At 71.5% G+C, this 20065-nt stretch carries 17 protein-coding genes; 11 read left to right on the top strand and 6 right to left on the bottom strand.

All coding sequences use genetic code 11. The annotated features are described in order from the left end of the window. Nucleotides 1–6: 6 nt before the first annotated feature. Both CcI49_RS06155 and CcI49_RS06150 read left to right on the top strand, forming a co-directional pair. Nucleotides 7–636, top strand: coding sequence for a hypothetical protein (locus tag CcI49_RS06155; RefSeq protein WP_241839920.1), 630 nt, complete (start codon nt 7–9; stop codon nt 634–636). Between the two features lie 297 nt (nt 637–933). Next, entirely contained in the window at nt 934–2475 is a 1542-nt protein-coding gene (locus CcI49_RS06150) for a PepSY domain-containing protein (RefSeq protein ID WP_076824989.1), read from the top strand. Between the two features lie 100 nt (nt 2476–2575). On the opposite strand, the gene prpB is transcribed toward CcI49_RS06150, so the two are convergent. Both prpB and CcI49_RS06140 read right to left on the bottom strand, forming a co-directional pair. Further along, nucleotides 2576–3469 (bottom strand): methylisocitrate lyase, encoded by an 894-nt coding sequence (gene prpB / locus CcI49_RS06145; protein ID WP_076824860.1) that lies wholly within the window; start codon nt 3467–3469, stop codon nt 2576–2578. A gap of 54 nt (nt 3470–3523) precedes the next feature. Further along, on the bottom strand, nt 3524–5032 hold the full coding sequence (locus tag CcI49_RS06140) for an MmgE/PrpD family protein (RefSeq protein ID WP_076824858.1): 1509 nt from the start codon (nt 5030–5032) through the stop codon (nt 3524–3526). 270 nt (nt 5033–5302) lie between these two features. Between CcI49_RS06140 and CcI49_RS06130 the strand changes: the two genes are divergently transcribed. From CcI49_RS06130 to CcI49_RS06115, 4 genes are all read left to right on the top strand, one after another. Continuing rightward, nucleotides 5303–5740, top strand: coding sequence for a hypothetical protein (locus CcI49_RS06130; protein WP_158230715.1), 438 nt, complete (start codon nt 5303–5305; stop codon nt 5738–5740). A gap of 303 nt (nt 5741–6043) precedes the next feature. Continuing rightward, nucleotides 6044–7594 (top strand): hypothetical protein, encoded by a 1551-nt coding sequence (locus CcI49_RS06125; protein WP_076824854.1) that lies wholly within the window; start codon nt 6044–6046, stop codon nt 7592–7594. A gap of 81 nt (nt 7595–7675) precedes the next feature. Continuing rightward, the gene (locus tag CcI49_RS06120) at nt 7676–9373 is read left to right on the top strand and encodes an FAD-binding dehydrogenase (RefSeq protein WP_076824852.1); all 1698 of its coding nucleotides are present in this window, start codon (nt 7676–7678) and stop codon (nt 9371–9373) included. A 102-nt stretch (nt 9374–9475) separates the two neighbouring features. Next, entirely contained in the window at nt 9476–10630 is a 1155-nt protein-coding gene (locus tag CcI49_RS06115) for an epoxide hydrolase family protein (protein WP_054567748.1), read from the top strand. A gap of 83 nt (nt 10631–10713) precedes the next feature. Here the strand turns inward: CcI49_RS06115 and CcI49_RS06110 are convergent, their stop codons facing one another. After that, the gene (locus CcI49_RS06110; protein ID WP_241839918.1) at nt 10714–11814 is read right to left on the bottom strand and encodes a GDSL-type esterase/lipase family protein; all 1101 of its coding nucleotides are present in this window, start codon (nt 11812–11814) and stop codon (nt 10714–10716) included. A gap of 71 nt (nt 11815–11885) precedes the next feature. Here CcI49_RS06110 and CcI49_RS43070 point away from each other — a divergent pair, with 71 nt between their 5' ends. The 4 genes from CcI49_RS43070 (at nt 11886) to CcI49_RS06095 (ending at nt 15266) form a co-directional block, all read left to right on the top strand. Next, complete coding sequence (locus CcI49_RS43070; RefSeq protein ID WP_241839917.1) at nt 11886–12077, top strand: hypothetical protein; 192 nt, start codon at nt 11886–11888, stop codon at nt 12075–12077. A 135-nt stretch (nt 12078–12212) separates the two neighbouring features. Continuing rightward, nucleotides 12213–12917: a TetR/AcrR family transcriptional regulator gene (locus CcI49_RS06105; protein WP_076824850.1), complete on the top strand. Its 705-nt coding sequence runs from the start codon at nt 12213–12215 to the stop codon at nt 12915–12917. Next, nucleotides 12910–13767 (top strand): class I SAM-dependent methyltransferase, encoded by an 858-nt coding sequence (locus tag CcI49_RS06100; protein ID WP_076824848.1) that lies wholly within the window; start codon nt 12910–12912, stop codon nt 13765–13767. Before CcI49_RS06105 ends, CcI49_RS06100 begins: the two co-directional genes overlap by 8 nt. Before the next feature lie 113 nt (nt 13768–13880). After that, nucleotides 13881–15266: a hypothetical protein gene (locus CcI49_RS06095; protein WP_076824846.1), complete on the top strand. Its 1386-nt coding sequence runs from the start codon at nt 13881–13883 to the stop codon at nt 15264–15266. Nucleotides 15267–15390: 124 nt separating this feature from the next. On the opposite strand, the gene CcI49_RS06090 is transcribed toward CcI49_RS06095, so the two are convergent. Both CcI49_RS06090 and CcI49_RS06085 read right to left on the bottom strand, forming a co-directional pair. Continuing rightward, nucleotides 15391–17073, bottom strand: coding sequence for a cation acetate symporter (locus CcI49_RS06090; protein WP_076824844.1), 1683 nt, complete (start codon nt 17071–17073; stop codon nt 15391–15393). Then, complete coding sequence (locus CcI49_RS06085; protein WP_083473392.1) at nt 17070–17498, bottom strand: DUF485 domain-containing protein; 429 nt, start codon at nt 17496–17498, stop codon at nt 17070–17072. The genes CcI49_RS06090 and CcI49_RS06085 overlap by 4 nt, the downstream gene beginning before the upstream one ends. 332 nt (nt 17499–17830) lie before the next feature. Here CcI49_RS06085 and CcI49_RS06075 point away from each other — a divergent pair, with 332 nt between their 5' ends. Beyond that, on the top strand, nt 17831–18316 hold the full coding sequence (locus CcI49_RS06075) for a hypothetical protein (protein ID WP_054567742.1): 486 nt from the start codon (nt 17831–17833) through the stop codon (nt 18314–18316). Here the strand turns inward: CcI49_RS06075 and CcI49_RS06070 are convergent. Beyond that, complete coding sequence (locus CcI49_RS06070; protein WP_076824842.1) at nt 18306–20057, bottom strand: cation acetate symporter; 1752 nt, start codon at nt 20055–20057, stop codon at nt 18306–18308. The genes CcI49_RS06075 and CcI49_RS06070 overlap by 11 nt on opposite strands. Between the last annotated feature and the right edge of the window lie 8 nt (nt 20058–20065).

Below are 20065 nucleotides of genomic sequence, written 5' to 3'. Positions count from 1 at the left end.
GGAACTGTGATCTGGGCCGCGACGCCGCTCGGGCGGGCCGCGCGTGCCTCGGCTGTGTCCGTGCTGGCCGTCGTCCTGGCGGTCCTCGCCCATGTGGCGGCCTGTGACCGGCTGCCGAGCCTGCCGGTCACCGCGTGCGGGAGCCTGCTGGCGCTGCGCGTGTGCTGGGGCAACACCGGGCGGCGGATGTCGCCGCCGCGCCTCGGCGGCCTGGTGCTGGGCGTCCAGGCAGGTCTGCACCTCGGCTTCGCCATGACGGAGCCGGCGCACGGCACCCACCGCGGCCTGCCCGCTCACGGTTCCATGGCGATGCCGGTGGGAGCCCTGGACTCGGCCGGCATCGACCTGCTGCCCGGTGGCGCGCGGATGGCGCTCCTGCATCTGGCGGCGGCACTCGTCCTGGCCTGGTGGCTCTCCGTGGGAGAGCGGCTGCTGTGGCGGGCCGCCCGCGGGGCCGCGGCCGTGGCCCGCCGGGCGGCGGGCCGCCTGCGCCGCCGTCGTTTGTACGGGCTCTGCCCGCTGCCGGTCCCGGCCGTTGCGCGGCAGCGCCGGCCGGCGGCGGACCGGGCGCCGCACCTCGCCCAGCTGGTTCATCTCGTCGTCCGCAGGGGACCTCCGAACCCCCGCCCGGCCTGACCGGTACCCGGTGCCGTCCCGTCGATCACAGGTGGGACGGCTGATCCGTCGTGCCGCGATCCGGCCCGGCACCGCCGTTCCGCCTTCGACGCGGCACGGATCCGACCACCGCCGCCGCCTCCGCTGCGGACGCACGCGCTGACGCCGACGCGCTCACAGTCGCGGACGCGGGCGCGCACGCCGATCGCGACGCGGTGCGGCCACCGCATGCCTCGACACACCTGTTCGGAGAGCCCTGTGACCACGCTCGACAAGTCGGGGTCATCCCCCGACGACGCGGCAACCGACGCCGCGCACATGAACGATCTCCCTGAGACCCGCAGCCCCGCTGCCCGGACCGCTGACGTCCCCGAGCCTCGCGAGCCGGAATCCGAGAGTGTCTCCCCGCCGGTCGGACGGACGTCCCGCGGATGGCGGCCACTGCTGCTGCGGCTGCACTTCTACGCCGGGGTGCTGGTGGCGCCGTTCCTGGCGATCGCCGCGCTGACCGGCCTCGCGTACACGCTCACCCCGCAGCTCGACCGGCTGGTGTACGCCGACGAGCTCTACGTCGACGAGGTGGGCACCATGCCGCGGCCTCTCGCCGAACAGATCAGCGCGGCGCTGGCCGCGCATCCCGAGGGCACCTTCGCCTCGGTGCTCACCGGCGACGCCCCGGACAGGACCACCCGGGTGGTCCTGTCCGTCCCCGAACTGGGGGACCGGCAGCGCACCGTCTACGTCGATCCGTACACCGGTCGGGTACAGGGGCTCCTGACCACCTGGTGGGGCAGCACGCCACTGACCACCTGGCTGGACGACCTGCACCGCAACCTGCATCTCGGCTCGTTCGGTCGGCACTATTCGGAGACCGCGGCGAGCTGGCTGTGGATCGTCGCGCTCGGCGGCCTCGTGCTCTGGCTGGCCCGCCGCCGCCAGGCTCTCGGGGTAAGCCGGGCCCGGCGGGCCCGGGGTGCGCTGCTGCCAGACCTGACCGCCCGCGGCCGGCGGCGCACCCTGGGCTGGCACGGCAGCCTCGGCATGTGGCTGCTCGTGGGACTGCTCTTCCTCTCCGCGACCGGACTGACCTGGTCCCGCTACGCCGGGGAGAACTTTTCCCGGGTGCTGGACGCGGCCGACAGCCACACGCCGAGCCTCGACACAGCCTTGCCCCAGGCGACGTCCACCACCACCGGCGGCGTGGGCGGGGCACATCAGGGGCACGCGGTGGACGGTCTCGCCGCCACCGATGCCGGCGCGACTGATGCCGGTGCCGTGGCGGCCTCGGTGGCGGCGCCGGTCGACCGGGTCGTCGCGGCGGCCCGTGCGGCTGGCCTGGATGGTCCCATCGAGGTCACGCCGGCCGGCGACGCGGCGAGCGCGTGGTCGGTGGCGCAGACCGACGGCCGCTGGCCGGTGCGCTTCGACCAGGTCGCGGTCAACCCGGTGAACGGCCGCGTCGTCAACGAGGTGCGCTGGGAGGACTGGCCGCTGCTCGCACAGCTCAGCAAGCTGGGCGTCAGGGCGCACATGGGCGAGCTGTTCGGCGTCGCGAACCAGATCCTGCTGGCAGGTCTCGCGCTCGGACTGCTCTGCGTGATCGTCTGGGGCTACCGGATGTGGTGGCAGCGCCGCCCCACCCGCGCCGATCAGGCGGGCATCGTCGGCCCGCCACCCGCTCGCGGTGCGTGGCGGCGGCTGCCGAAGCCGGCGCTGGCCCTGCTGATCCTGCTCACCGTGGCCGTCGGGTGGGCGCTGCCTGCCCTCGGGGTGACGCTGCTCGCCTTCCTTCTGCTCGACCTCACGGCCGGGCTGCTGCAGCGGCGACGGCGGAAACTCGCGCGAGGCGCCTCTGCCTGAGGCGGCATCACGGGCGGCGGCGTCCGGCCCTGACGAAGGCCAGCCGACGAACTCGGCCAGCCGACGAACGGCCGGCGCCGTCCGCCCGGGCGCGATCCGATCAGATCCGGAAGTTGAAGAGGTTCGTGTCGAAGGTGTTGTAGGCGGGGTAGTCGAGCAGTTCGTAGAGCCGGGCGCGGGTCTGCATGCGGTCGACGAGGCCGGCCTGGGTGCCGTCGGCGAGCAGCCGGCGCAGGCCGTCCTCGACGGCGCCCATCGCCAGGCGCAGCAGGGTGACGGGGTAGATGACCAGGTTCACGCCGGCCGAGTGCAGGGTGTCGGCGGTGAGCAGCCCGCTTTTGCCGAACTCGGTCATGTTGGCGAGGATCGGCACGTCGACAGCCCGCCGGACGGCTTCGAACTCGGCCGCGTCCGCCATCGCCTCGGGGAAGATCATGTCGGCTCCGGCGTCGACGTAGGCGCGGGCGCGTCCGATGGCGCCGTCAAGGCCTTCGATCGCGCGGGCGTCGGTGCGGGCGCAGATGACGAAGTTCTCGTCCCGGCGGGCGGCGACGGCGGCCCCGATGCGCCGAACCATCTCCGCGGTCGGCACGACCGCCTTGCCGTCGAGGTGCCCGCACCGTTTCGGATTGACCTGGTCCTCGATGTGGCAGCCGGCGAGGCCGGCGTCCTCCAGGGTCTGGATGGTGCGGGCGACGTTCATCGGCTCGCCGAAGCCGGTGTCGGCGTCGACGAGGGTGGGCAGGTCGGTGACCCGGGCGATCTGCCCGGCCCGGCTGGCGACCTCGGTGAGGGTGGTCAGGCCGATGTCGGGCAGCGCGAGATCGGCGGAGAGCACCGCGCCGGAGACGTAGACGCCTTCGAAGCCGAGCTCGGTGATGAGCACCGCGCTCAGCGGGTTGAACGCGCCGGGGAACCGCAGCAGCCCTCCGGAGCGCAGACCCTCGCGCAGCGCGGCCCGGCGGGCATGTGCGGGCGTTCTCGCGTGCAGCATCGGTCGGAGATCTCCCTTGCCTGGTGGAACCGTGGCTGGCCGCTGGAACTGCCGCTAGAAGATTCCCTCGGTGCCACTCGCGGTCAGCGGCGGCCGCGGGGTGATGGTGAGCCCGGCGAGCTCGTCGGGCCGCAGTTCGGGCAGCCGGACGGCGGTGTCGAGGAACCGGTCCTGCTCCGCGGCGGGGAGGATCCCCTCGGCGAGGCGGCGGAACTTGCCGATGTAGGAGTCCCGGCCGAACGGGCGGGCGCCGAGCGGGTGCGCGTCGGCGACGGCGATCTCGTCGGTGAGCGTCGTCCCGTCGGCCAGCTCGACGACGACCCGGGCGCCGAACGCCTTCTCCGCCGGGTCAGGGGAGTGGTAGCGCCGGGTCCACTCCTCGTCCTCCACGGTGGTGATCTTCCGCCACAGCTCGACGGTGTCGGGCCGGGTGGCCCGGTCGGGGGAGTAGGAGCGTTCGTGGTGCCAGTCGCCGTCCTGCAGGGCGACGGCGAAGATGTAGGGGATCGAGTGGTCGAGGGTCTCCCGGGTGGCCGTCGGGTCGTACTTCTGCGGGTCGTTCGCGCCCGAGCCGATCACGTGATGCGTGTGGTGGCTGGTGTGCAGCACGATCGCGCTGACCCGGGAGAAGTCGCCGATGGCCGGGCCGAGGYGGCGGGCGAGGTCGATGAGCGCCTGGCTCTGGTACTCGGCCGAGTGCTCCTTGGTGTACGTCTCCAGGATGGCGCGCCTGGCCTCGCCCGGTGCGGGGAGTGAGACGGTGTAGCCGGCCTCGGGCCCGCCCAGCAGCCAGGCGATGAAACCGTCCTCGCCCTCGTAGGCCGGAGCGGGCGCCCCCTCGCCGCGCATCGTCCGGTCGACGGCCTCCACCGCCAGCTTGCCGGCGAACGCGGGGGCGTACGCCTTCCACGACGAGATCGTGCCCTTGCGGGACTGCCGCGTCGTCGTCGTGGTGTGCAGCGCCTGCCCGACCGCCTGATAGATCGTCTCCGCCGGCAGGCCGAGCAGGGTGCCGATGCCGGCCGCGGCGGACGGGCCCAGATGGGCGATGTGGTCGATCCGGTGCTCGTGCAGGCAGATCCCCCGGACGAGCGCGGCCTGGATCTCGTAGCCGGTGGCGATCCCGCGTACGAGCGCCCGGCCGTCGAGCCCGCGATGCTGGGCGACCGCAAGGACCGGCGGGATGTTGTCGCCGGGGTGGGAGTAGTCCGCGGCCAGGTAGGTGTCGTGGAAGTCCAGCTCGCGCACCGCGACACCGTTCGCCCACGCCGCCCACTCGGGGGAGACCCGGTCCCGCGCCGGCAGGCCGAAGACGGTGGCTCCGTCCCGGCCGGGAGCGGGCGCGTGGCGCAGCGCCTGGTCCCGGGCGGCGACCACCGGCCTGCGCGTGAGCGAGGCGGCGGCGACCCCCGCGTTGTCGATGACCCGGTTGATCACCATCTCGGCGACGTCGCCGTCGACCGCCACCGGGTCGGCGGCGACCGCCGCGATCTTCCACGCGAGCTGCTCCTGCGGCGCGAGCCGCTCTGCGCTGCGGTACACCCGGACCTGGTGGTCGATCATGCGCCGCTGCCTTCTTCCGGGTCATCGGGCCCCCGGCCTGTGATCGGCGCCGAGGGTGTGGTCCAGACGAGGATCGCAGCCGGACCGGTCGGAGCCTCGTCCAGCGTCGCGAACGGGATGTTGAACACCAGCTCGTGGAGCCCGCGAGGAAGCCGCGGGTCGGTGGGCCGAGTGTGCTCGGCGCGGAGCGGTATAGCGCCGTCGTACCGCATCTGGCCGGGAGCGAGGGTAATGTTGATCTCTTGGCAGGAATCGTCTGGGAGCCGCCTCGTGTCCGAACGGACTATTACCCACTCCGCTTCCGGCGGATCACGAGGCTTCCCAGCTCGCAGTCTGGTCGTCGGCGTACTTTCGGCGCTCCTGGCGGTGTTTCTCGTCGGTGCCGCCATCTTCGCCGTCTGGTGTCGCGCGAGCTTTCATGTCTGGCCGTGGTCGTCGAGCCTGCCGGACCGGGTGACCTACTGCGGCCGCGAATACCTCGGGCCGGGTGATCCGGTCACGTTGGCCGAGGCGGAAGCGTTTGAGAACGGGGTCATCCGGAAGGTCGGCCACTACGGGTTCGGCGCTCTCGGCTGGTCCATCTACGCGAACCCGCAGTCAGAACAGGCCCGGACGGCCGTCAGCCCGCCACTTCCCTGCGCGATGGGGGTCTATCTGCGGACTGACGACGATCGGCTCGTGGCCTACACCCTCAGCGGCGGACCGTGAGCTCCCGGCATCGTGGCTGGTCGAGGCATAGTCAGCTACTCGGCCTTGTGGGCCCGTGGGTGATCGGCTAAAGTCGTTCCCGGTGTGCCGGGAAGTCTGGTCGGCGAAGCGTTCTGTGCTGTCCGCTGCCGTGTTGTACCGACTTCCCCGGGGGCCTTTGGAAATCCTCGACGTCACGCCCGTCTCCGCATTCGGAGTTCCGGGCGTTCCCAACCTCGCGTGCCGGTGGCGGCCTAACCGCCGTTCCGGCGTGTTCGGTCTGACCTTTCCGAAAGAGGATTCCATGCCCCGCCTGGTTCTCTCATGAGCACAGTTCCGCCGCCGGTAACCCACGCCCGAGACGATGGTGACGCGCCCCTGGCCATGCTTGGCTGGGCAGCCATCCTGTGGTTGTTCTCCGCGATCGCCCAGGTGCTGCTGGACCTGTTCTTCATCGTCCTGGCGCTCACCATCCGTGACGTGTTTCTCGGTATCGCGGTTGCCGCCGGCCTGCTGATCGCGGTACTGGTACCTGTTGTCGGGTTCCTGCGGCCGCCAGGCCGGGCGGTGGGCACCGAGGACGAGCCCGAGCTCACCGCCCTGGTGCGCCGGGCCGCCGGCCAGATGGGCTTTGACTCCCCGCTCGCGATCCGCATCACGCCGATTCCCGTGGCGAAGGTACGCCGTGGCTTCGGCAGGTGGTCGCCGACGCTGTTCCTGGGCTGGCCGCTGGTGCGTGAACTGACCGAGCCCCAGCTCACAGCGGTGGTCGCCCGGGGGATCGCCCGGCACCAGGTGACCGGTCGGCGCCACGACCTGCTGGACGCCTCGCGCGACCGGGTCGCGCGCGCTCTCACCAGCCGGATCCCACCACGCAGGGCGGCCGCCGCCGCCCTGCTGCATGCGACCTCGGAGTACCGCCGGCCGGTGGAGGCGGCGGCTGACGCTCGGGCCGCCGAGGCCCTGGGTGTCGCCGCGCTCGGTGGGGCCCTGACCAGGGCGACGCTGGTGGCGGGGGCTTTCGACCACCTCGGCGGGCGCTGGGCCGCGGCTCTCGCCCCGCGGTCGCGGTTCCCGGGGGACCTCTTCGAGGCACTCGAGAAGGCCCTGGACGATCCGCATGTTGTTCGCCAGCTCTGGGCGGCGATCGCGACGGACGGCGCTGCGGATCCGTGGCTTACGAGCCCGTGGCCTCCCCTGCCGCCGCGGCTGGCGGCGCTCGGGGAAGCCGCCGGGCTGTCGGGCGGAGATGTCGCCCCCGGGCTCGGGGCCACCGGGGGCGAACCGGTACACGTCCACCAGGCCGGAGAGCTTGACCGGTGGGCGCCCCGGGAGCTGTTCACCCGCTCCATGAACGACGTGCCTCGTCCCCTCCGCATTCTGGATGAACCCGCCGAGGTGCTCATGCCCATAGATGAGGCGCGCACGGCGCTTCGCGGAGCGACGGGCTGCGACACCGCGGCGGAGGCTGTGGCCGCCGCGGTCGACGCCCTGGAATCCGTGTCCACCGAGCGGGACAGCGGGGCCGCGGTGGAGGCCACGCGTGAGGGCACGGATTGGCGCCACCTCGCCCGTCGCATCGACTCCTCGGTCAGCACCGTTGCGCGGCCAGGCCGGGATGCGGTGGCTCGGGCGGTCCTCGCCGGCTGCCTCGGCCAGGTGATCAGCGCGGATCTGCTCGATGCCGGCTGGACGTCGGCGAGCCGGTGGACGACAGCTGTGCTTGTCGCACCCGACGGCCGGACCGTCGATCTGCGCGAGCTGATCGATCAGGCCATGGAGACCGGCGACGCGACACCGATCCGGACCTTGGTCGCCGCGGGCGTCTCCGCGACATCGCCCGGTGTGAAGGCGACACCGGGTGCGGAGGTGTGAACCGGCGCCGGCAGCGGCGAACGGCCAGAATGACTGTTCACGTGTGATCCGTGTCCGTGGCCGTGCRCGCAGGAGGCGCTCGTGAGCTTCGAGCCTGACGTCATCGTGGTCGGTGCCGGCCTGGCGGGCCTGGTCGCCACCTACGAGCTGACGAGCGCCGGCAGACGGGTGCTGGTGGTCGAGCAGGAGAACCGCGGCAACCTCGGCGGGCAGGCGTTCTGGTCTCTCGGTGGGCTTTTCTTCGTGAACAGCCCCGAGCAGCGGCGCATCGGCATCCGCGACAGCCGTGAGCTCGCCTGGCAGGACTGGCTCGGTTCGGCCGCCTTCGACCGCCCCGCCGACGAGGACGTGTGGGGTCTGCGCTGGGCGCAGGCCTACGTCGACTGGGCGGCCACCGGCAAACGGCAGTACCTGCATGACCTGGGCCTGCGCACGCTGCCGATGGTGGGCTGGGCCGAGCGCGGCGACGGCTCGGCGACCGGGCACGGCAACTCCGTCCCGCGGTTTCACATCACCTGGGGCACCGGGCCGGGGGTCGTGGAGGTCTTCGCCAACCCGGTCCTGGCGGCGGAGAAGAAGGGGCTGGTCCGGTTCGCCTTCCGCCACCAGGTCGACGGCCTGCTCCTCGACGGCCCCTCCGTGGTCGGGGTCCGTGGGAGCGTGCTGGCGCCCGACGACGCCGCCCGTGGGGTCGCGTCGTCCCGGGCCGCGGTCGGGGAGTTCGAGCACCGGGCGCCGGCGGTGGTGGTGACGTCCGGCGGCATCGGGCACAACCACGAGCTCATGCGCCGCTACTGGCCGACCGAGCGGGTCGGCGCGGCACCCGCGCACATGATCGCCGGTGTCCCCGCCCACGTCGACGGCCGCATGCTCGCCATCGCCGAGAGCGCCGGCGGGCGGGTCGTCAACCGGGACCGGATGTGGGCCTACACCGAGGGCATCCACAACTGGGATCCCATCTGGGCGGACCACGCCATCCGCATCCTGCCCGGGCCCTCGTCGATGTGGTTCGACGCGGCCGGCCGGCGGCTGACCGGGATGTCCGGCGTGCCGGGGGCGGACTCGATCGGGGCGATGCGGCAGATCCTCGCCTCCGGCCACGACTACTCCTGGTTCATTCTGACCCAGTCGATCATCGAGAAGGAGTTCGCGCTGTCGGGCTCCGAGCAGAACCCCGACATCACCGGCCGCGACATCGGGTTCCTGCTCCGCTCCCGCCTCGCGAAGGGCGCCCCCGGGCCGGTCGAGGCGTTCAAGCGACACGGGGAGGACTTCGTCGTCGCCGACAGCCTGCCGGAGCTGGTGGCCGCCATGAACCGGCTCGCCCGCGGGCCGCGGCTGGACCTGGCCGAGATCGAGCGGCAGATCGTCGCCCGCGACCGGGAGGTCGACAACCCGTTCAGCAAGGACGTCCAGATCATGGCGATCCACAACGGGCGCCGCCCCCGCCTCGACCGGTTCCTCCGGGTCGCGAAACCCCACCGGATCCTCGACCGGGCGCACGGCCCGCTGATCGGCGTCCGGCTGAACATCCTGTCCCGCAAGACACTCGGTGGCCTCCAGACCAACCTGGACTCCCAGGTCCTCGCCGCCGACGGCACTCCCGTGCCCGGCCTGTACGCCGCCGGTGAGGTCGCCGGCTTCGGTGGTGGGGGCGTGCACGGCTACAACGCGCTGGAAGGCACGTTCCTCGGCGGCTGCATCTTCTCCGGGCGCGCCGCCGGCCGAGCCCTCAGCCGCGGCGAAGCCGGCCGGTCCCACCGAGATCGAAACGGATAGTCCGCGACGTCGCGCCCGCCGGGCGTCGAGGTCGGACCCCCGACGGCCCCGACGGCCACGGCCGGGTCGCGGCCGACCCGTCCCACCTGGTATGGATATTTGATGCGAAACGTCGCTGTCGAGCCGTTCACGATCGAGGTGCCACAGCACGAGCTGGACGAGCTGCGGCGGCGGGTTCTCGCGACTCGTTGGCCGGAGGAGATCCCCGGCTCCGGTTCGATGTACGGCGCGAACCTGGACGCGGTACGCGAGCTCGCCCACTACTGGGCTACCGGATACGACTGGCGCCGCCACGAGCGGGAGCTCAACGGCTTCCCCCAGTTCACCACGGTGATCGACGGCCAGAAGCTGCACTTCCTGCACGTCCGCTCACCGCACGCCGAGGCCCTGCCGCTGGTGCTCACGCACGGCTGGCCCGGTTCGGTCAGCGAGTTCGTGAAGGTCATCGAGTCGTTGGTGGACCCGGTGGGCACCGGCGGCGACCCGGCTGACGCGTTCCACGTCGTCGTTCCGTCCCTGCCGGGGTACGGGTTCTCGGGGCCGACGACGGAGGCCGGCTGGGATGTCCGCCGGACCGCGCAGGCCTTCGACGAGCTGATGGCCCGGCTCGGTTACGACCGCTACGGCGCGCAGGGGGGTGACTGGGGCTCCATGGTCACCCGCCACCTCGGCGCGCTCGCCCCGAAGCGTGTCGTCGGCATGCACGTCAACATGCTGCCGGCGTTCCCGTCCGGCGCGCCCGACGACCTGGCCGATCTGACGCCGAACGAGGCCCGGCAGCGGGCCCGCGGCGAGGAGTACATGGCCGCGGGCCAGGGCTATCTGGCCATCCAGTCGAGCCGGCCGCAGACCCTGGCCTACGCCCTGCTGGACTCGCCGGTCGGGCTGCTGGCCTGGATCGCCGAGAAGTTCTGGGCCTGGACCGACCACGACGGTCGCTGGCAGGACGCGGTCACTCCGGACGAGCTCCTCACCGACGTCAGCATCTACTGGTTCACCGGCACCGCCGGCAGCGCCGCCCGGATGTACTACGAGTCGATGTCGTCGTTGGCCGTACTCCCCCCGGCGACCCGGGAGGTGCCGCTGGGAGTCGCCAGCTTCCCGGCCGAGATCCTGCTGGGCCGGCGTCGATGGGTCGAGGCGGACCACGACCTGCGGCAGTGGAGCGAGTTCGACCGTGGCGGGCATTTCGCCGCGCTGGAACAGCCCGAGCTTCTGGTCTCCGACGTCCGGAAGTTCTTCCGGCCGCTCAGATAGCAGGGCGGAGCACGAGAACACCGAGAACGCCAGGAGCGCCAGGAACACCGGGAATGCCGGGAACGCGGAAAGCGCTGCGGGCGCTATTGCCGGCAGCCGCCGGTGGCGGTGTCGAGCAGGGCGAGGTCCACGGCGTTCGCCATGGCCCGGTATCCCTCCAGGTTGGGGTGGAGGTTGTCGACGGAGGCGTAGTCCGCGCGCAGGACCGCGGGATTCGCGGGATCACGCAGTGCCGCGTCGAAGTCGACCACACCGTCGGCTCGGGTCTGGCCACGGATCCAGGAGTTGACCCGCTGGCGGTGGTCCTCGCTGTTCGGCGCGAGGGCGGTGCCGTCGACGAGCGCGTCGGAGGCCGGAAGAAGGGTGCCGAGCCAGATCTTCGCACCGGCCGCGTGGGTCCGCTCGATCAGCTGGAGGTAACCGGCGATGATCTGCTCAGGGGTTGTGCCCGACTGCCCCAGATCGTTGGTGCCCTCCAACACCAGGACGCCGCCGACGCCGGCCTGCGCCAGGGCGTCGATGTCGAAACGGGACAGACCGCTGGGCCCGGCGTGGAACGGCCGCCCGTCGGTGAGCAACTGGTTCCCGCTGATACCGGCGTTGACGACGGAGATCCCGATCCCGGCGTCGTCCAGGCGACGCTGAAGAACATCCGGGTACCGCCCGTTCGCGTCGGCCACGGACGCATCCGCGGGAGCGGTGAGCGCGGTGGCCCCGACGAAACCGTCGGTGATCGAGTCACCGAACGCGACGACGGAACGGATGCCGGCGGGTGCCATGACGTCCACCCCGTCGACGAACAGCCAGGCACCGGTGGTCGCGGTGAAACCGGCGCCGCCGGGCTGTGCGCTGAGGTCACCGCTGCGTGCCGCCGAATAGTAGGACGTCGCGTTGGCGTTCCAGTGCTTCGTGGGACCGTTCACCACGCCAGGGACAAAGATGCTCACCGCGAGCGGCGTGAACGCGGAGAAGGTGAGCGTGACCGGGTCGCTGGTCACGTCCTGGCCGGCGGGAACCGTCACGGACGGCGCGGTCCCGAACGTCACCGGCACGACGCCGGCCACCGCCGCGCCGTTCGTCGGCACCCCGACCGTGACCCGGCCGAACGTCACCGCTGACGAGCCGAAACGGTTCGACAGATGGATCCGAAGACTGGACCCGCCCAGGTGGGGAGTCACCACCATGCGTGCTGTCTGATCCGTGAGCGCCGAGGGCGAACGCCCCCCCGGTGGCGTCCACCGGAACGAGCGAGTCGGTGGGGCTGCCGGCCCAGCTGGCCACCCAGTGGGATCCCGGGCAGTCCGTGGTCACGGTGGCCACTGCGGCCGTCTCGGGACCGGTGAGAACGGTGGCCGTGAGCGTGGCGAGCGCGACGAGCGCCGAGATCGCCGCGGAAGTCGGCCGGCGTCTCCCCATGAACCGCACGCCCTCCCTGTCTCCCGCGTGAAGGTTTCCACGCCGGCCACACCTTTTTCAGGCAGAAAATCCCGGCAGTCCTCGATGGTGCGTGGCATTCGGATCGTAGGATGCTCGATTGAGAACGGAAAGAGACCTTGGGTCTGACCGCGAGTACCATGCCGTCATGTCGCAGCGAGGCCACCGCCCCTTATCCGCGCCGCGGCGAACGGATGCCCGGCGGAACCGAACGGCCATCCTTCGGGCCGCGGACGAGGCATTCACCGACAACTCGCCGCGGCTGGTGCCACTCCAGGAGATCGCGCAGCGGGCGGGCCTCGGCCGGGCGACTGTCTACCGCTACTTCCCGGACCGGCGGGCGATGGCGGTGGCGGTGGCGGAGGAGTACTTCGAGGCGTTGCGCCACGCGGTCGAAGCGGCCGAGGAGGAAGGCCGTTCGTTTCGGGACCTGCTGCACTGGGCGGCGACCACGATGACGTCCATGCGTCCGCTGGTCGCACTCATGCGTGAGCTCCCGGAGCATGAGCAGCAACGGTATTTCGAGCGATGGATCGGCATCCTCACCCCGGCCCTGCACCGGGCGCAGCGTGACGGAGAGGTCCGTCCGGATGTCACCGCAGCCGACCTCGCGCTCATTCTCATCTCGCTCGACCTCGCGGCCACCGCCAGTGCGCAGGCCCCCCACATCATTGCCATCACCGGCGGGGCAGCCGACACGACCAGCGCGTCCCGCGACGACGGGCAGCGTGACGACGGGCAGCGTGACGACGGGCAGCGCGACGACGAGCAGCATGGCGCCGCCATGCGGAAGCTGGTCACGGTCATGCTTGACGGATTGTTCACGCAGCCGAACACAGAACCGAATGGATAGTCAGCGGATTCTCCGTTACGCCGATGACGTGCTCGGCGGTCCGGACGAGGCCGAACGCAGCCGGCTCGCGGCCATGGCGGAGGTCTGCGACCCGACGACGACGCGCATTCTCGACGAGCTCGGCGTCGCCGCCGGCTGGCGATGCCTGGAGGTGGGTGCCGGCGGTGGATCGATCGCCGCGTGGCTCGCCGCCCGCGTCGCCGGCCTGTCCGGCGCGGGCGAGACCGTCGGAGGTGGGTCCGTCGCGGGCGAGGTCGTCGCGGGTGAGGTCGTCGCGACCGACATCGACACCCGGCATCTGACGGAGCTGGTCGCACCGCGGCTGACCGTCCTTCGGCACGACATCACCCGGGATCCGTTGCCGGGCGGCCGGCCGTTCGATCTCGTCCACGCCAGGTTCGTGCTGGAGCATCTGCGCGAGCGGGAGGGGGTTCTCGACCGCCTTCGCACCTGGCTGAAGCCCGGCGGGGTCCTCGTACTCGAGTCACTCGCCGGGTTCCCTGTCGAGTCGTCACCGCACCCGGCGTTCCGCGAGGCCATGCTCGGCATCGAGCAGGTGCTCGCGAAGACCATCGGCACCGATTCCACCTGGGCGCGTCGGTTCCCGGAGCCGCTGCGCAGCCGGGGCCTCGTCGACGTCGGAATGACCGTCCACCTGCCGACGACCGGTGGTGGCAACGCCTCGGCGCGCTGCTGGACCCTGACACTGAACCGGATGCGTCCCCGCATCCGTGATCTTCGGCTTGCCTCCGACGCGGCGCTGGACGAGGCGCTCGACCGGCTCGCCGACCCGTCCTTCTTCGACGTCGGTTTCGCCACGGCCATCGCCTGGGGCCGGGCCCCCGGGTAACCACGCCGACCGAAGAACTCCGGGTCCGGCAATGTCATGAATCCGGTTTGCCCGCACCTCTATGGTGTGAGATCGGGGACGGGCCGGGCGCCCGAGGTCGAGGGGGATCAGGCATGTTTGGATTCGAGTTCCAGACCGCGAACGCGTTCGAGACGATTCCCACAGGCTTTCCGATTCCCGCGGGGCCCGGGATAAGGGAGCGGGAGACGGCCTGGCGGCATGATGCCACCGGGACCACGCTGGAGGGTGACGAGTCCCGTCGCCCGAAGGCCAGCGCCGATCTGGAGTTCGTCACCCCGGCGCGGGCCACCGTCAGGGAAGCGGTCGCGGCGGCCCAGGCCGCCGTTGATCTCGCCAGGGCACTGCAGGAGGAATCCCGGCGCGGGTCAGGCGCTGTGCTCTACAGACGGGGCGACGTGACGGCGGGCGGCGTGTGGCTGAAGGACTGTGCGATCAGATTTTACGACGACAGTTTCTGCGCACAGGCGCAGGGGACGGTGGGCGTGCCGCTCGCCGGGTTCGAGGCCCTGCTGRCCAAGGTCTGGGAGCGGAGCAAACGGCGCGACCAGGTGAAGCGGGAAGTCAACAGGATGGCGCCGTTCGGTGAGCTGCCCGGCTACCAGGCCGCGAAGGCGTTCCCGAGCCTGCGCGGTTTCCTGACCGCCTGCCATCTCTTCCTGCTTCGGGCGACCGAGGCCGAGCCGGGCTATTTCGCTGATCCGTACGGGGTGAACGCGGATCCCACCGACAGCACGGCGTATTTCGACTTCAGTGGCAACGCGTCCGTCCGAGCCGTCAACCAGCGGGTTCGTAAGCTGCCGGCACCGCCGGCGACGTGCCGCGTCCTGGTCAACTCGGACTCCCCGAAAAGCATGTTCGCGGTGTTGCACCGCACCGACTTCCATTCGATGTTCCGGTCCCTGTCGGAGCCCGAGCGCGAGATCCTGGCCCGGCCCGCGACCGAGGTGCTCTGGCCGGCGGGCCAGGGTGACATCAACCAGGTTCGGCTGTTTCCGTTGCCCTATCGCATCGATCCCGCCGCGGCCGACGTCCGGGCCCGGCTGGACATCGACGGGGTGGAACTGGACGAGTGGGAGCCGGCGAAGAAACCGGAGAAGGACCTTGTCCGCGGTCCGGTCACCTGGACGCTCCTGGAGCACGGTCCGACGGTCGCGCAGTGGTGGGAGTCGGTGAGGTTCGGTGACACCCGCCGCGAGGGGCTCCGCAAGGATGTCGCCTCCCCACCTCCCGGCTTCCGCGGCCGGGAACGGCAGTATCTCGATCGGTTCCCGCAGCCGCAGGAGGACAAGACGGCCTACTACGGCATGGGCGCGTTCCCGATGGATCGCGACGAGGCGACGGGTGCGGGACTCGCGGTCTTCGAGTACCGGGACCTCATGGCCGACATCGACGTTCCGGTGTGGGACGACCTGAGCTTCGACAGATGGGTCGGCGTCGTCGAGGTGTTCGCGAAGCACTACCTGCCGAAGCTGGACTGAAGCCGGTGGGGCCCCGGCCCGGGCGACCCGGGCACCTGGCCCGCTGGTGATCTCTCGCTACCGTGGAGCACCAGCGGGCCCGGGGCCACCGGTCGGGCCGGCCAGCCCGACCGGTTCGACCGGATCAGTGGGCCGCGACCGTCGCCTTCTCCGCGCCGGCACCGGTCAGCGACCGGACCTCCATCTCGGCGAACTTCTCCGCGTTGAGCGGTTCGCGGGAGGTCACCGAGCCGAGCCAGCCGAGCAGGAACGCCAGCGGGATCGACACCAGGCCCGGGTTCTCCAGCGGGAACCAGGAGAAGTCGACCGAGGTGTCCTTGATCATGGATGCGCTGGCGCCGGTCGCGTCCACCTTGCCGGAGACGACCGGGGAGAACGCGATCAGCACGATCGCCGAGGTCAGGCCGCCGTAGATGCTCCACAGCGCCCCGCGGGTGGTGAAGCCCTTCCAGAACAGCGAGTACAGGATCGTCGGCAGGTTCGCCGACGCGGCGACCGCGAAGGCCAGCGCCACCAGGAAGGCGATGTTCTGGTCCTTGGCGAAGATGCCGCCGACGATGGCGACGACGCCGATGACGACGGCGGTGATCCGGGCGACCTTCACCTCCGACTCCGGGTCGGCGGCACCCTTCTTGATGACGTTGTTGTAGACGTCGTGTGCGAACGACGCGCTCGCGGTGATCGTCAGGCCGGCGACGACCGCGAGGATCGTCGCGAACGCCACCGCCGCGATGATGCCGAGCAGGAACGTCCCGCCCAGCTCGAAGGCGAGCAGCGGTGCCGCCGAGTTCGCCTTGCCCGGGGCGGCGTTGATCTTGTCCGCGCCGACCAGGTACATCGCGCCGTAGCCGAGCACCAGGGTGAACAGGTAGAAGCAGCCGATGATCCAGATCGCCCAGACGACGCTGCGCCGGGCCTCCAGGGACGACGGCACGGTGTAGAAGCGCATCAGCACGTGCGGCAGGCCCGCGGTGCCGAGCACCAGCGCCAGCGAGAGCGACACAAAGTCGATCTTGGTGAGGTTCGAGATGCCGTACTTGACTCCCGGGTCGAGCACCGCCTCGCCCTTGGGGCTGGCCGCCACCGCGTCGCCGAGCAGCGACGACAGGTCGAACCCGGCCTTGCCGAGCACCCAGAAGGTCATCACCGCGGCGCCGACGACCAGCAGCACCGCCTTGATGATCTGGACGTAGGTCGTCCCCTTCATCCCGCCGACCAGCACGTACACGATCATCAGGACGCCGACGACGGCGATCGTCACGTTCTGGCCGGTCTCACCGGAGACGCCGAGCAGCAGGTTGACCAGGCCGCCGGCACCCGCCATCTGCGCGAGCAGGTAGAAGAAGCTCACCGCCAGGGTGGAGGCCGCCGCCGCCGTCCGGATCGGTCCCTGCCGCAGCCGGAAGCTCAGGACGTCGGCCATCGTGTAACGGCCGGTGTTGCGCAGCAGCTCCGCGACCAGCAGCAGCGCCACCAGCCAGGCGACGAGGAAGCCGATCGAGTAGAGGAAGCCGTCGTAGCCCTGCAGCGCGATGGCCCCGGCGATACCGAGGAACGACGCCGCCGAGAGGTAGTCACCGGAGATGGCGATGCCGTTCTGCCGCCCGGAGAAGGCCCGCCCGCCGGCGTAGAAGTCGGCGGCGGTCCGGTTGCCGCGCGACACCCTGATGACGATCACCAGTGTGATCACGACGAACAGGGCGAAGATCGTGATGTTGACCGCCGGCTTGCCGACGGTGTCGGCGGCGAGCAGCGCCGACCCCGGCGAGACGGTGGTGCCGGCGGCGGCCGCACTGAGCGCGCTCATGCCGGCTGCCCCGTCTCGGCGAGCCGCCCCGTCTCCGCCGGCCGGCCCGCCTCGAAGCGGGAACGCAGCGCCTCGGCGGCGGGGTCGAACGTCCGCCCAGCCCAGCGGGCGTAGATCATCGTGATCGCGAACGTCGAGACGAACTGGCCGAGCCCGAACAGCAGCCCGACGTTGATGTTCCCGAACAGCTCGTGACCCATGAACCCGGGCGCGAACGCGGCGAGCAGAACGTAAAGGAAGTACCACACCAGGAAAAGCGCGGTCAGCGGGAAGACGAACCGGCGGAACCGGCGCCGAAGGTCGGCGAACTCGGCGCTGCGCTGGATCTCCGCGTAGGTGGGTGCGGAAGCCGGCCCGGTCCCAGCTCCTAACGCCCCACTGGTCGTCGCGCCGTCATCGCCCGGCGCGAGCTGCGTCGTACTCACGGTCTCCCCTCTCGGTGCGGTCCGTCCCCCGGTTGACGACGGGTGATCTCCCTGTCGCCTCCGGACGACTGTCACGGCCGCGCACCTGCCCGTGAAGGCACCACGCCGGGCGCTGCGACCGGCGGCACCCGTGCGGCGTTCGACGGTCCGCAGACCGTCGACGAACGGTCGGTTTCCCACGACGAACGGCGTAGCCGTGTTCTGGTCGATCACCCGGCGGGCGGCTGATCGTTTAGGATGCGACGCGTGTCGGCTATGTCGCGACTGGCCTGCTGTCCCTCACCACGCGGAGCCTGCCGGGTGAACGGTGCCCGTGGCCGGAGGTCTGGATCGTGATCGACGTGGTGGTCAGCGCGGTTCTCGGCGCTGTGGTCGGGTCGGGCCTCACCATCTTCGGCTCGTACGTGCAGCTACGGATGAATCGCGCCGAAGAGCGGCACAGCGTGGCCCGAGAGGTCGTCAAGGGCCTGTGGCTGGAACTCCACGAGCGTCAGCAGAGCATCCACGGGCGGCAGCTCGGCAGCCCCGGGTGGCGACGGGCCTTCGACGCCGACATCACGGAGCTCGCGGCCCGCATCGCGCAGCTCGCGATGATCACCCGGCCGCAGGACCAGTACGGCCCGCGGCTCCTGATGCTGTCCGACATCCTGCACGGCGTCGCAGGGAGTCAGGGCAACGAGGAACGCGACCTCTGCCATGCCGCGATCGACGTCATCGTCTACGCGCAGTGGATCTGCGCCGCCACACTGACGGGAGATCCGCAGCCCGCGGAACCCGCACGTATGCCCGAATACCGCGAGCAGTTCGTCAGAGGCTAGTGGCCGTCCGCCTGTTCATCGGTTGGGCGGCGAGTGCCAGCCGCTCGGGAGCGTGCAGGCGCACCAGTACCCGCGCCGCGTCGGCCGGGGCCGATCCCGGGGTGAGCAGCGAGACGGCGATCGTGACCACGAAGGCCAGCGGTACCGTCCACGCCGCCGGCTGGGCCAACAGCACGCCCGCGACCCCGGGGACGTCCATGCCCGTCATCGTCACGATCACCGCCGTGCCGGCCAGCAGGCCGCCGGTGGCCAGGCCCGCCAGCGCACCCGCCGCGGTCAGCCGCCGCCACCAGATGCCGAGGACCAGCAGCGGGCAGAACGTCGACGCCGCCATCGCGAACGCGAGGCCGACCGTGTCGGCGAGGCCCACCCGCACCGTCAGCAGGGACAGCGCGGCCGGCACCACGACAGCGATCAGCGAGCCGGCCCGGAAGCCGGCGACGCTCGCGCGAGCCCGCCCGCGCAGCAGGTCCTGGCTGAGGACACCGGCGACGGAGACCGTCAGCCCGCTCGCCGTCGACAGGAAGGCGGCGAACGCGCCGGCCGTCACCAGCGCCGACATCGCCTCGCCCCACGGGGCCGGCAGCACCCGCTCCGGCAGCAGCAGGACGACCGCGTCGGTGCGCCCGGTGAGCAGCAGGTCGGGGGCGTAGATCCGGCCGAGGGCGGCGTAGACCGGTGGGAACAGGTAGAACACCCCGAGCAGCCCGACGACGACCGCGGCGGTCCGCCGGGCCGCCCGGCCGTCGGGGTTGGTGTAGAAGCGCACGATCACGTGGGGGAGCCCCATCGTCCCCAGCAGCAGAGCGAGCAGCAGCGAGTACGTCCGGTACACCGGGTGGTCGTCGGCGCCGTCGGCCGCGACGGGTGCCACCCAGCTCGCGCCGTCGCCGGCCGGGACGTCCTCGGCACGCGGCACCACGGCACCGGCCGGGATGACGATGGTCGTCCCGGCGCCGAACGTCAGCTGGCCCGGCGCCGGCAACGGCAGCGCGCCCCGGGCCGGCGCCCCGTCGACCGTGCCTTCGACGGTGAGGGTGACCGGGACGTCCACCTGCACCCGGACCGGGTCGGCCAGCGTGACCGTGATCGTCTCGGCGGCGACCGGCGGCCGGTCGGCCACCGGGTCGGGTGCGCCGTCGGCGCCCCACGCGACGATCAGGAGCAGCGCGGGGAAGGCGATCGCGGTCAGCTTCAGCCAGTACTGGAACGCCTGCACCAGGGTGACGGAGCGCATCCCGCCAGCGGCCACACTCGCCACCACGACGACGGCCACGACCGTGGAGCCCACCCAGCTCGGGGCGCCGGAGACGGTGCGCAGCGTCAGCCCCGCGCCGCGGAACTGGGGCAGCAGGTACAGCCAGCCGATACCGACCACCAGCAGTGACGCGGCCCGGCGCACGGCCGGCGACGACGTCCGGATCTCGGCGAAGTCGGGCAGCGTGTAGGCGCCGGAGCGGCGCAGCGGAGCCGCCACGAGCACCAGCAGCACCAGGTACCCGGCGGTGTAGCCGACGGGGTACCAGAGCATGTCGGTGCCAGCGGCGAGCACCAGGCCGGCGACCCCGAGAAAGCTGGCCGCGGACAGGTACTCGCCGCCGATCGCCGAGGCGTTCCAGCGCGGGCTGACCATGCGGCTGGCGACATAGAAGTCGCTGGTGGTGCGGGACAGCCGCAGCCCCAGCGCACCGACGGCGACGGTCGCCGCGCAGACGAGGACGACCGCGAGCGCCTGGGTCACCGGCGCCG

The sequence above is a fragment of the Frankia sp. CcI49 genome, from assembly GCF_001983215.1.
Taxonomy (GTDB): Bacteria; Actinomycetota; Actinomycetes; order Frankiales; family Frankiaceae; genus Parafrankia; species Parafrankia irregularis.
The sequence above is the reverse complement of the archived record's forward strand: the minus strand, read 5'-3'. Positions and strand labels throughout refer to the sequence as shown.

Coding starts and splice junctions, on each gene's coding strand:
- CcI49_RS06150 (WP_076824989.1), top strand. CDS start 934: ATGAACGATCTCCCTGAGACCCGCAGCCCCGCTGCCCGGACCGCTGAC.
- prpB (WP_076824860.1), bottom strand. CDS start 3,469: ATGCTGCACGCGAGAACGCCCGCACATGCCCGCCGGGCCGCGCTGCGC.
- CcI49_RS06125 (WP_076824854.1), top strand. CDS start 6,044: ATGAGCACAGTTCCGCCGCCGGTAACCCACGCCCGAGACGATGGTGAC.
- CcI49_RS06115 (WP_054567748.1), top strand. CDS start 9,476: ATGCGAAACGTCGCTGTCGAGCCGTTCACGATCGAGGTGCCACAGCAC.
- CcI49_RS06110 (WP_241839918.1), bottom strand. CDS start 11,814: ATGGTGGTGACTCCCCACCTGGGCGGGTCCAGTCTTCGGATCCATCTG.
- CcI49_RS06105 (WP_076824850.1), top strand. CDS start 12,213: ATGTCGCAGCGAGGCCACCGCCCCTTATCCGCGCCGCGGCGAACGGAT.
- CcI49_RS06100 (WP_076824848.1), top strand. CDS start 12,910: ATGGATAGTCAGCGGATTCTCCGTTACGCCGATGACGTGCTCGGCGGT.
- CcI49_RS06090 (WP_076824844.1), bottom strand. CDS start 17,073: ATGAGCGCGCTCAGTGCGGCCGCCGCCGGCACCACCGTCTCGCCGGGG.